Raw genomic sequence first — 11,743 nt, forward strand, 5'->3', positions numbered from 1 at the left:
CGGCTTATTTCAGGGCCTGGCCGATGGCCTGCCCGACGTCCTGCCACCCCTGATCCAGGGCTTCAACCAGTGGCGCATAGCCCTCGCCATTAATGGGTCCCTGCCACTCGATGGGGCCCTTTCGGCTTTGCGCATCTGACGAGAACTGCCAGGTGCCGGTGATCCTGGCCACACCCCCCTCAGCGTTCTGCACGCCCTGAAAGCGGCTGATTTGTAGTGCCAGTTTTCCCTGTTGCGGAAGTGTTGCCTGGCTTGCCAGCGTCGCCGCCAGTGCCCGCTGCAATTGTGAGCCCAGCGGTTCTGCCCAGCGGTGCTGGCGAGCCACGTGCAGCTCGGTATCGCTCAGTTGCAACACAATGCCGCCCTGGTCCAGGTAGCTGGCCAGGGTCACGTGAATCCGCAGCGGGGTGTGGCCACTATGGCTGGCGCACGGTAGCAGGTAATCCGGCGCCGGTGCCGGAGGGGTCTGGCTGCAGGCACTCAGCAACGTCATCAGGGCGGCCAGCAGGCCGGGAATGAGGACAGATTTCATTGGCGGGGGCCTCTGGGTTGCGGGTCGGGGGCCGGTTGGCGCTGGAAGATCAGGGCGTTGGGTTGCCGGTTCAGGGTATCCAGCAATGGCTCCGCTTCATTCAGGAGACGGTTCAGCTTCTGCAGGGTGCCTTGCAGCTGCTGATAGCCCTCACCGCCGGACTGCCAGCCCTGCAGAGTGCCCTCCAGGGCGCCCAGGGTGCCGGTGAGTCGTTCCGGCAGGGCATTGAGCGCCGGGTTGGCGAGCAGGGTGTCCAGGCGCCGGGTGGCGTCGGCCAGGTTATCTAGGTTGCGGTTCAGGTTGCCGGCGATGGACTCCATGGGCAGGTCGTTGAGCGTGTCCAGCAGTTGCTGGATCTGGTCCTCGATCTTGCTGATGCCGCCACTGTTGACCGTGGGGAACACCGCCACGTCTGCATAGCGTTCACCGCCAGAGTTGGCGGGACTCTCCGGGTGAAAATCCAGGTCCACGAACAGGGAGCCGGTGAGCAGGTTGCCCGGCTTCAGGCTCGCGCGCAGGCCGTCACCGATCATGCGGTCGATTTCCTGTCGCCATTGTGCCGTGTCTTCGTGGTTCTGGTGGGTGATGCGCTGGGGCTCCAGGCGGATCAGTACCGGGATCGGGGCACTGCTGATGGTGGCCGGGCCGGACTGGCCAAAGCCCCAGGCCACCTGTTCCACCGTGCCCACCCGGATGCCCCGATATTCCACCGGGGCACCGCTTTTCAGGCCGCGCACACTGCGTTCCACCAGCAACACATAATCCAGGGTGTCGGTGTAGAGCGCCCGGCGGGCGCTTTCTTCATCGTTGTGCAGGGTGAATTCCCGCTCGTCCTCTACCGGGTCGCCGGCGCGCATGTTGCCATCGGGCACCGCGAAGGTAATGCCGCCGCCGATCAAGGCTTCCAGGGAATGGATCTGGGCCTGGAAGCCGCGGGCGTCGAGCTGAAAGCCCAGGCCGTTGACCTGCCAGAAACGGCTGCTGTCCGAGACCAGCACGTCATAGGGTTTCTGGATAAAGATGCGGTGATGGAAGCGTTTGTCGGCGGCGTTGAAGCGGGTTTCCACCACCCGGCCCACCTTCAGGCTGCGAAAGTTCACCGGGTCACCTACGTCCACATTGGTGCCTGCGTCGCTGACCAGTTTCAGGAACAGGCCGGCACCGGTTTTTTCCGGCGGTGGTGTGTCCTGTACCTGAAAGCGTTTGCCCTGCTTGCGGCTTTCGCCGGGCATCAGTTCGATATAAGAGCCGGACAGCACCGTGTTCAAGCCACTCACGCCCTCCCGGCTGATACGGGGTTTGACCACCCAGAAGCGGGTGTCTTCGGCCAACATACGGTCGGTATCTGATTGCATCTGTACGGTCAGCAGTGTGTGGCTCATGTCATCCGACAGCCTCACGCTCTCTACCAGGCCGACCTGCACATTGCGGGTTTTTACTGGTGTCTTGCCCGCGTTGATGCCTTCTGCATCCGCCAGTTTCAGGGTGATCACCGGCCCTTGGCTGGAGAGATAACTGAACACCAGCCACAGGCCGATCAGGGCGGCAGCAAGAGGGATCAGCCAGACGGCGGAAAGCCGGGTGCGGCGGGGTTCGGCTTGGGTGTCACTCAAGGCTGATGCTCCGGTTGCGTGTTGCGGGTGAGGGTTTGTTGCTGATCCCAAATCAGGCGCGGATCAAACTGGTGGGCGGCCAGCATGGTAAATATCACCACGGCGGAAAAGGCCACGCCACCCACGCCCGGGGTCACGGTAAGAATATTGCCCATCTGGAACAGGGCGACAATGATGGCCACCACGAACACATCGATCATGGACCAGCGGCCCACCCATTCGGTGATCCGGTAAAGCGCCATCTGGTTTTTCATGTCCAGGGTGTCCCGCCGGCGGCTGGCGATACACAGCCAACCCAGGGCCAGGATTTTCCCGAACGGCACCAGCACGCTGGCAGTAAAGATGATCAGGGCAATGGGCCAGTCGCCGTGGCGCAGAAACAGCATGACACCGGCAATGATGGTGGATGGCTCGTTCTGTCCCAGGCTGGTGGTGGTCATGATCGGAAACAGGTGGGCCGGGAAGCAACAGAGAATGGCCGTGATCAGCAATGCCCAGACCCGCTGCAGGGTCAACGGATGACGACCATGGAGGGGGCTGTCGCAACGTTGGCAATGGTGGTGGTGCATGGCCTGCAACTGTCCGCACCACTGGCAGCCGATCAGGCCCTGGGCGCGGGCGGTCAGTCCGCTGCGGGCAGCAACGGGCTGCTGCAGATTGCCGAGCAGCCGCTGCCACAGGCTAATGGTATTCATGCGAGTGACGGTGATCAGCAATAACAGGGCATAGCCGGAAAAGGTCCAGAAGGCAGAGAGCAGCTGGATATGGGCCATGGCGACGATCTTCACCAGGCTGACCAGGGCGGCAATGGCAAACACATCGGCCATCATCCACGGCTGCATGCGGGGCAGCCAGCGGGCCAGCAACAGACTGCCGGGCAGCTGGTGGGGCGCTGCCAGGCTCAGATGCACCCAGCAGATCGACAACAGATAGAGGGCCGGTATCACGATGATGGTGGCAATCACGATCACCGCCAGTGCCGGGTGGTGATAGACCGCCAGTTCCCAGGCCGCATCGGTGACGGTCATGGCACGCTCGATACCACTTTTTTCAAAGCCGATGTAGGGGAACAGCAAAGACAGGCCGAGCAGGATCAGGGCGGTGAACGCCAGCGCAGGTGTCAGCTGATCACTCTGCGCCTGGCGCATCAGCGGGTGCCGACAGCGGGGACATTGCAGCCAGCCGCCCTTCTCGCCAGGGACCACTTCGCAGACCAGATCGCATTCATGGCAGGGCAGCAGAAGTATCTGGTTATGCACTGTGGGCGGAGAATCCTGCGCCATCGCATCCTTTCCTTGGTGTGAAGCTTCAAGCCGCAAGCTACAAGCTACAACGCGGGCCCGGTTGTTGCCAGTCCGGGCGCGTTTTGGCCGCGATTTGTAGCGGGTACTCGATGCGGCATGACCGAACAGGCTTGCAGCGCGAGGCCCAGGCCTTGCCGATTAGCACGAGCCCAACCCCGCGTTGCAGCTTGTAGCTTGTAGCTTGCAGCTTGAAGCTTGCCGCTAATCCCTCGGCGCGTAATCGAACACGTCGCAATGGATATTGCCGGCGGGAACTCCTTCAGCCACCAGTGCATCGAACACCGCCCAAGCCATGGGCGGGGAGCCGCCCAGATAGAACAGGGGCAGGTCCGGTTCGTCCAGAGCGGCCAGCGCCGCCTCGTGGACCAGACCCTCGGCGTGATCCGGGTGGCGGATGTCGGACAGGGAGGTGGTGAAATCGAAGTCCTTGAGGGCGGTTTTCCACTGGGCCGGCAAGGTCGACAGATAGAGGTCCTCCGGGGTGCGGGCGCCCCAGAACAAACGCACCGGCTGATCGAAATCCAGGGCGATCAGCCGCTCGACCATGGCCTTCACCGGGGCAAATCCGGTGGAACCGCAGATAAACCACACCGGTTGTGCCGGGGCCGTGTCGATAAAGCGCAGGCCGGCGGGCAACGTGATGCTGACAGTGCTGGCCGATTCCAGGTAGGCCATGATGTCCTGGGCTGCACTGTTATCGTCGCCATGGCGGATATGCAGTTCCAGAGCGCGTCCATCGCAGTGGTTGGCAATGGAAAAGGGGTAGCCTTCGCCGTTCAGGTTGAGCATCAGGTACTGGCCCGCATGCCACTGGATCCGCTTGCCGGCGGGCAATTGTAGCCAGACCCGGCTCACGTCATGGTTGAGCACTTCGATCTGCTGAATCTGGCAGTTGACGTCGTGGCTTGGCAGTTCGCCGGGAACGGTCACCTCGGGCACATCTATCTCGCAATCGCTGAGTGGTTGGGCGACGCAGTATAACACCCGGGAGCTATCGGCATCGCCCGCATGAATGATGTGGTTTCTTTGCTGAACGTGTCCGCTGTGCAGGCGGCCCATGCAGCGTTCGCACACCCCATTGCGACAGGCCACCGGAAAGCCAAAGCCGGCCTGTTGGCCGGCTTCGACAATGGTCTGGTCAGGGCGGCAGGGGAACTGATCCCTGCCGTTGACGGAGATGGTATAGATCCTGGGCATTGAAAAGTTGCGACTGAGAAGGAGCGAGTTTCGAAAACCCAAACCGGTTTTGTCTTTCGCCACTCGCGCCTCGTCACTCGCGACTTTCGTTAACTGCCTACGCCCACAAACAGGGCCACAATACAGCCCATACCGAAGGCCCATACCAGGGTGCGGGCGCTGGCCCAGTCGGCGATGTAGCAGACGGTGTACATGATCCGGCTGACCACAAAGGCCAGGGCGATGCCGTCGATGGTGCCCTGGGGCGCGGTTTGCACAAGGTGAGCAATGATCACGGCTGCGGCAAAGGCGGGGGTCACCTCGAAGCTGTTCTGCTGGGCCCAATGGGCCCGCTTGCGGCTGCCCTCCAGGGTTTCCAGGAATTCCCGGGGGTTATGGTTCTGTTTCGGGCCAAAGCCGCCCTGGAACTTGGCCAGAGCCGTATTCAGGTAAGGGAGGAAAATGGCGGCAAGCACGCACCAGTAAGCAAGGGTCATAGTGATTCTCCGTGGTTTTTATAAGCCGTAGGAGCGGCGCTCGAGCCGCGAAGCGCCCAGAGATCTTTTCGAAAACGGCTTCGCGGCTCGAGCGCCGCTCCTACGGAAATGAAGCTGAGGCTATCTCAGTCCTTGTCATCGGCCTGTGAGGCTAGCAGGCACTGTTCGATGACCGCAAAACGATCCTGGCCCCAGACCATGGTCTTTTCGGTCAGGAAGCTGGGAACGCCCCAGCTGCCGGCGGCCATCATGGCGTTGCGGTTGTCTTCCGCGCGATCGCGCCAGCTGTCGTCGTCCAGCCAGCGGCGGGCCCGGTTCCAGTCCAGCCCGGCATTTTCCACCAGGAACTTCAGGCCATTGTCGGTGGCGGCGTTGATGCCCTGGCTCCAGATGCCGGTGGCGGCGGCGCGCAGCCATTCACGCAGACGACCTTCCTTTTCGGCGAAAGGCCAGATAGCCATGCAGCGTTCCACGCCGGCACCCACCGGATCGCATACCTTGCCGAACGGCACCCTGTGCAGCCGGGCTTCCCGGGCGGCGTCCTTGAGAATGTAGAAACGCTTGGCCTTGGGCACCGAGAGCCCGCGCATGACCATGGGCAGGACCGGGCGGATCTTCAGGTTCAGACCGTAATGGTCCGCCATGGCATAGGTGCGCGCCAGGGCCAGATAGGAGTAGGGGCTGCGGAAAGAGAAGAACAGCACCAGGGGTTTGCCTTTCAGGCCCTCCGGCACGTCTTTCAGGCGGGCCCGCTTGGCGCGGCCGTAGGGCAGCGGCCAGTCCGCGCTGCCCAGCCCCAGGTCGTTGAGGCGGTGGGCCAGATGGTCCAGCCGTTCCACGCTCCAGTACCACTCGCCTTCGTAGTGCAGGGTGCCGGTGAGATAGTGGCCGTCCTTGAGGAACTGGTCGCGGCGCGCTTCCAGGGCCAGCTGGGCCCGGTCGGCGGGCATCTGGCCGTGTTCGGTGAGCAGGTCTTCCAGTCTGTCGTGGTCGTTGCGCCACAGGGCATCGGCCAGGGCGGCGGCCAGGCTCCAGAAACGCTCGTCACCCTCGTGTTTCAGCAGGCAGCGTGTTGCTGCCAGGCTCACTTCCCGGGGCGGCAGTTGCCAGTGGTGGGGAAAGTCCAGGTCATGCAGGCGCGCCAGCTGGGTGGCGTCGCGGGGGGCCAGTTCTTCCAGCATGTCCGCCGCCGGGTACATCTGCTGATCCAGGTACAGCATGACCCGGGGGGTAATAGTGATGCCGAAGTGGCGGGCAAAGCGGGGCAGTACCTGGGCCATCAACACGGAATAAGGGTCATCAATGCGGAAGTAGAACACCGCCTGATGAGGGCGCCGTTGCAGCTTGCGGCGCGATTCGCGAAAGGCCCGGCGCCATTGTTGCAGGCGTTCGCTGGTGATCAGCTTGGCCACCAGTGGCATCAAACGTTGTCTCAGACTCATTAACAGAGTGCTCCTCGTAAGTGGGCACAGGCCGGGGTCGCCGACGGGAAAACACGCCTACGATACTTGTTCAGAAAGCGCCGTGTGGCAACACCCTGTCTACCGGGGTGCGGCAACGGTCATGAAACCGGCGGGGCGGATGCCAAGAGGGGCAACGAACAGGGCGGCCCGAAGGCCGCCCGGGGCGGTCACAGGTTGAGCTGGCTCAGGTCCCGCACGGCACCGCGGTCGGCGCTGGTGGTCAGGGCCGCATAGGCCTTCAGGGCGGTGGAAACGCGGCGCGGGCGCATTTCCATGGGTTTGTAGGCCAGCTTGCCGCGGGCTTCCATCTTGCTGCGACGATGGGCCAGTTCCTCATCGGAAATGTCCAGGTTGATGGTGCGGTTGGGGATGTCGATGGCGATGGTGTCGCCTTCTTCCACCAGGGCGATGGCGCCGCCTTCCGCCGCTTCCGGGGAGGCATGGCCGATGGACAGGCCGGAGGTGCCGCCGGAGAAGCGACCATCGGTGAGCAGGGCGCACTGTTTGCCCAAGCCCTTGGACTTCAGGTAGCTGGTGGGGTAGAGCATTTCCTGCATGCCCGGGCCCCCTTTCGGGCCCTCGTAGCGGATCACCACCACATCCCCGGCCACGATCTGGTCGCCGAGAATGGCGCGCACGGCGGAATCCTGGGATTCGAACACACGGGCACGACCGGTGAAGGTGAGGATGGAATCATCCACCCCGGCGGTCTTCACGATGCAGCCGCGCTCGGCGATGTTGCCGTAAAGGACGGCCAGGCCACCATCCTTGCTGTAGGCGTTTTCGTAATTACGGATACAGCCGTTTTCCCGGTCGTTATCCAGGCTGTCCCAGCGGGTGTCCTGGCTGAAGGCGGTCTGGGTGGGGATGCCCGCCGGGCCGGCGGTGAACATTTTTTTCACGCCTTCATCGCTGGTGCGCATGATGTCGTAGTGCTCCAGCGCTTCCGCCACGCTGGCGGAGTGCACCATGGGGATATCCCGGTGCAACAGCCCGGCCCGGTCCAGTTCGCCGAGAATGCCCATCACGCCACCGGCCCGGTGCACGTCTTCCATATGGTACTTCTGGGTGGCTGGGGCCACTTTCGACAGACAGGGCACCTTGCGGCTCAGACGGTCGATATCGGCCATGGTGAAGTTCACTTCGCCTTCCAGGGCCGCCGCCAGCAGGTGCAGTACCGTGTTGGTGGAACCGCCCATGGCAATATCCAGGCTCATGGCGTTCTCGAAGGCTTTCACCGAGGCGATATTGCGTGGAAGTACCGCCTCCACATCCTGTTCGTAGTACAGCTTGGCCAGATCCACGATGCGCCGGCCCGCTTCCAGGAACAGTTCGCGGCGGTCCGCGTGGGTGGCCAGCAGTGAGCCGTTACCGGGCAGGGACAGACCCAGGGCTTCGGTCAGGCAGTTCATGGAGTTGGCGGTGAACATGCCGGAGCAGGAACCGCAGGTGGGGCAGGCGGAGCGCTCCACTTCGTTGAGGGTTTCCTCGTCCACGCTGTCATCGGCGGCCATCACCATGGCGTCTACCAGGTCCAGCTTGCCCTCGGCCAGCTTGGTCTTGCCCGCTTCCATGGGGCCGCCGGACACGAAGATCACCGGAATGTTCAGGCGCATGGCGGCCATCAGCATGCCGGGGGTGATCTTGTCGCAGTTGGAAATGCACACCAGCGCATCGGCGCAGTGGGCGTTGACCATGTACTCCACAGAATCGGCAATGATGTCCCGGCTGGGCAGGGAATAGAGCATGCCGTCATGGCCCATGGCGATGCCGTCGTCCACCGCAATGGTATTGAATTCCTTGGCGATGCCCCCGGCCTTCTCCACCTCGCCGGCCACCAGTTGGCCCATGTCCTTCAGGTGCACGTGGCCGGGCACGAACTGGGTAAAGGAGTTGGCGATGGCAATAATCGGTTTACCGAAGTCCCCGTCCTTCATGCCCGTGGCGCGCCACAGGGCACGGGCGCCGGCCATGTTACGGCCATGGGTGGTGGTACGGGAGCGATACTGCGGCATGGGAACCTCGTAATGGTAACTAGCGGGACATAGCCGAGCATTGTAACCCACAGCACCCCACTGTTGGAGTCTTGCTCGCAAGGCGAAGAAGCGGGGGAGGAGGCACTCTCCTTGAGCCGAGCCCGCCCACTCGACGCAATCAGCCCGGTCGCCTTCACCCGCCAGCCCACCCCCCATCCACCGTTGGAGCCATGCTCGCATGGCGAATTAGCCCAAGCGTTTCGGGAATGCAGGCGCTAAATTACGGAGAGCCAGCGCCTTTTTTCACCAGCGCGCCAGTTGAATATGTAGGATATGGCTTACATATTTTTGTAAGTGGCTGAGATAGATTGAATTTTCCTCAAGCTCGAAGCGCTGAGAAAAACGCATGGGGGCTTCCTGGCTTGCGGTCGCGTAAGCGTTACAGCGGAGAAAAAACGGTTGGCGTTTGGCCAGTGTTATTGGTCCGGGCAAACGAAGCAGTCAACATATTGAATCATGCGACCAGTCTGGGGTTTGTAACATGCTGAAAATTATGATTTTTACGTTATGTAAGGCTTGCAATTGTGATAGGGAGTCGGCGCGTTCTTTGGATATTCGAGCCGGCCTCCTAATACCTGTTAGCTCTACATTGAGATTCCAAGCATGACCGAAAATATTGATTACGTGGCATGGTGGGGCGCTATTCTTTCAAGCGTTGTGTTTGTTTGGAACATAGTTAAATGGAAGTTGTCAGCGCCAAAGCTCGATGTATGTATATCTCCAAATGAATATCGATGGAAAGGATGTGTTGAACTAATGCCTGGAGAAGAGCGCAAACCACCAGGGGAAGTGAAAAAAATGAAGCCTTTCATTATCGTCGAAGTTAGGAATGTAGGTCGATCTGCTGCCACGCTTTTAGATATTCGATTCGCTCAATGCGATTCACCTAAAGGCCGCAAGAAGAGCATGATAAGCGAAAGTGAACATGATCCATTCTCATCACCCCTGCCTGTCGTATTGGAGGCCGGCCATGTTTGGCTTTGTCGCTTCGATCAGCATCAAGTGACCAAATTTAGTGAAGAGAATAAAACTCCTTATTTTTCCGTAGATATTCGTCACACGCACACGAAAGATTGGGTGAGAACTGGAGTTGAAGTTGCTAAAAAGAGCTAACAATACGCAGCAGTGCGCGTCTTCGGCGCCGAACGCGCTAAAGCGCGCCGCTGTACTTCGCGCTAGCCCCCAAAAAGAATTCGGCCCCAAGGAAGATATATGAAGCTCAAGAAACTTAAAGTTCAGAATTTTCGAGCCTATCAGACAGAAACTGAAATATATTTCAGCAATATGACAGGCCTGATTGGAAGAAATGATGTTGGAAAAACATCAATACTCGATGCGCTAGGAATATTTTTTGGCCATAAGCTATGCAAATATGAAGCTGGGGATAAATGTGTCTATGCCGGTGAAAATGAAGATGTGATTATCACCTGTGAGTTTGAGGAGCTGCCACAAGAAATAGTGCTTGATGCCGCATCTATAACAAGCTTGGGCCGAGAGTATTTGTTAACCGATGGTGGGACGCTTTCGTTATCGAAGGTATTCAAAAAAGGAAAAGGGTCAGGAGCCTATATGGCAAACTGTGTCCATCCGAGCGCAAGGAATGCCAAGGGGATTCTCTTAAAAAAGAATGATGAATTGAAATCTATTGCTCAGTCGCTAGGAATAGCGGCTGAGGACAATAGATCTAATGTAAGCTTGCGAGAGGCTATTTATGGCGCTGTTGGTGATCTAAAGCTTAAAGAACAATCTGTAGCCTTATCGAAAGAAGATGGAAAAGCTATTTTAGAGCAAATTCAGAACCACTTACCGCACTTTGCGCTATTTAGAGCAGATAGACCTAGCACTGATGAAGAAGCCGAAGTTCAAGACCCAATGAAAGTGGCAATATCTCAAGCAATTGAGGATATATCTCCACAGTTGGAAGATATTAAAGATCAAGTCAAACAAAGAGCTCTTACGGTCGCAAATAGCACTTTGTCGCATTTGGCCGATTTAGACCCTGAACTCGCCATGTCACTTACTCCTGACTTTAAGGCAGATCCAAAATGGGAGGGTATTTTTAAGTTGTCCTTAGCTGGAGACGATGATATCCCCATAAACAAAAGAGGTAGCGGAGTAAGACGATTGGTTCTGATTAGCTTTTTTAAAGCAGAGGCGGAGCGCATTAAGCGAGAATATCAGGATCGAGGTGTGATCTACGCTATTGAAGAGCCCGAAACTTCTCAACATCCCGATAAACAAAAGCTACTCGTTGAAGCCTTTTCTGAAATGGCTGATAAAGATGGATGCCAAATAGTTATTACTACTCATGTTCCGGCACTCGCTGAGCAATTACCAATCAAATCCATAAGACATATTTTCAAGAATCAAGATGGTGAGATTGAGGTCAACTCTAATCAAGATGATGTGTTTAAGCTTATAGCTAAAGACTTAGGTGTACTTCCTGATAGCAGAGCGCAGGTGATAGTCTGCGTTGAAGGGCCAAATGACATAGCGTTCTTTAAAAATCTGTCGGCACTTTTGCTCGATGAGGGTTATATGGTCCCTGACTTTGAAAATGATCCAAGAATAGTATTGCTTCCCTTGGGTGGAGACACTCTTAGGGATTGGGTTAATGGCCACTACCTTAAAAATATAGGGAAGCCAGAAGTACATATTTATGATCGCGATGATAAGAACCCACCCAAATATCAAGAAACATGTGACGCAGTAAATGCTAGAGGCGATGGTTCCATGGCATTTATTACGTCCAAGCGGGAAGCCGAAAACTATCTCCATCCAGATGCGATTCAAGAAGCGCTAAATATAAGTGTTACTTATACAGATGACTGTGATGTGCCGTCACTCGTAGGCGCTGCTCTCGGAGTGAATGATAGAACGGCAAAAAGAAGACTAAATCGAGTTGCAGCCAAGAAAATGACTAAAGAAAGACTTGATGGAAGGGACCCAGATGGAGAAATTCTAGGCTGGTTTAATGAAATATTGCAGCGATGCAGCTAGGGCTAACAAGGCACTGCTGTCGGACAAGTTTTCCGCTGCGCTACAAACTTGCCGCAGAGCGCGGCATTCACTTTTGCAAACCCTTCGCCATGCGAGCATGGCTCCAACGCCAACCGTGCGGT

Annotated in this window: 9 protein-coding genes; 2 read left to right on the plus strand and 7 right to left on the minus strand. The window is 58.2% G+C overall.

What is annotated here, in order from left to right:
* Nucleotides 1-4: 4 nt before the first annotated feature.
* From A0251_RS04375 to ilvD, 7 genes are all read right to left on the minus strand, one after another.
* On the minus strand, nucleotides 5-532 hold the full coding sequence (locus A0251_RS04375; RefSeq protein ID WP_062815627.1) for a membrane integrity-associated transporter subunit PqiC: 528 nt from the start codon (nucleotides 530-532) through the stop codon (nucleotides 5-7).
* A complete protein-coding gene (gene pqiB / locus A0251_RS04380; protein WP_062815628.1) occupies nucleotides 529-2,145 on the minus strand; it encodes an intermembrane transport protein PqiB in 1,617 nt (538 codons plus the stop codon). Before pqiB ends, A0251_RS04375 begins: the two co-directional genes overlap by 4 nt.
* Nucleotides 2,142-3,428: a paraquat-inducible protein A gene (locus A0251_RS04385; protein WP_062815629.1), complete on the minus strand. Its 1,287-nt coding sequence runs from the start codon at nucleotides 3,426-3,428 to the stop codon at nucleotides 2,142-2,144. Before A0251_RS04385 ends, pqiB begins: the two co-directional genes overlap by 4 nt.
* Nucleotides 3,429-3,650: 222 nt before the next feature.
* Complete coding sequence (locus A0251_RS04390) at nucleotides 3,651-4,646, minus strand: 2Fe-2S iron-sulfur cluster-binding protein (protein ID WP_062815630.1); 996 nt, start codon at nucleotides 4,644-4,646, stop codon at nucleotides 3,651-3,653.
* A gap of 89 nt (nucleotides 4,647-4,735) precedes the next feature.
* On the minus strand, nucleotides 4,736-5,122 hold the full coding sequence (locus A0251_RS04395) for an MAPEG family protein (RefSeq protein WP_062815631.1): 387 nt from the start codon (nucleotides 5,120-5,122) through the stop codon (nucleotides 4,736-4,738).
* A 125-nt stretch (nucleotides 5,123-5,247) separates the two neighbouring features.
* A complete protein-coding gene (locus tag A0251_RS04400; protein ID WP_062815632.1) occupies nucleotides 5,248-6,564 on the minus strand; it encodes a DsbA family protein in 1,317 nt (438 codons plus the stop codon).
* Between the two features lie 188 nt (nucleotides 6,565-6,752).
* Entirely contained in the window at nucleotides 6,753-8,600 is a 1,848-nt protein-coding gene (gene ilvD, locus A0251_RS04405) for a dihydroxy-acid dehydratase (RefSeq protein WP_062815633.1), read from the minus strand.
* Nucleotides 8,601-9,224: 624 nt separating this feature from the next.
* Between ilvD and A0251_RS17350 the strand changes: the two genes are divergently transcribed.
* Together A0251_RS17350 and A0251_RS04410 are read left to right on the plus strand one after the other, a co-directional pair.
* Complete coding sequence (locus A0251_RS17350; protein ID WP_156478239.1) at nucleotides 9,225-9,734, plus strand: hypothetical protein; 510 nt, start codon at nucleotides 9,225-9,227, stop codon at nucleotides 9,732-9,734.
* Between the two features lie 99 nt (nucleotides 9,735-9,833).
* On the plus strand, nucleotides 9,834-11,621 hold the full coding sequence (locus A0251_RS04410; RefSeq protein ID WP_062815634.1) for an ATP-binding protein: 1,788 nt from the start codon (nucleotides 9,834-9,836) through the stop codon (nucleotides 11,619-11,621).
* Nucleotides 11,622-11,743 lie beyond the last annotated feature (122 nt).

It is taken from the genome of Alcanivorax sp. NBRC 102024 (assembly GCF_001602235.1).
Classification (GTDB): domain Bacteria; phylum Pseudomonadota; class Gammaproteobacteria; order Pseudomonadales; family Alcanivoracaceae; genus Alcanivorax.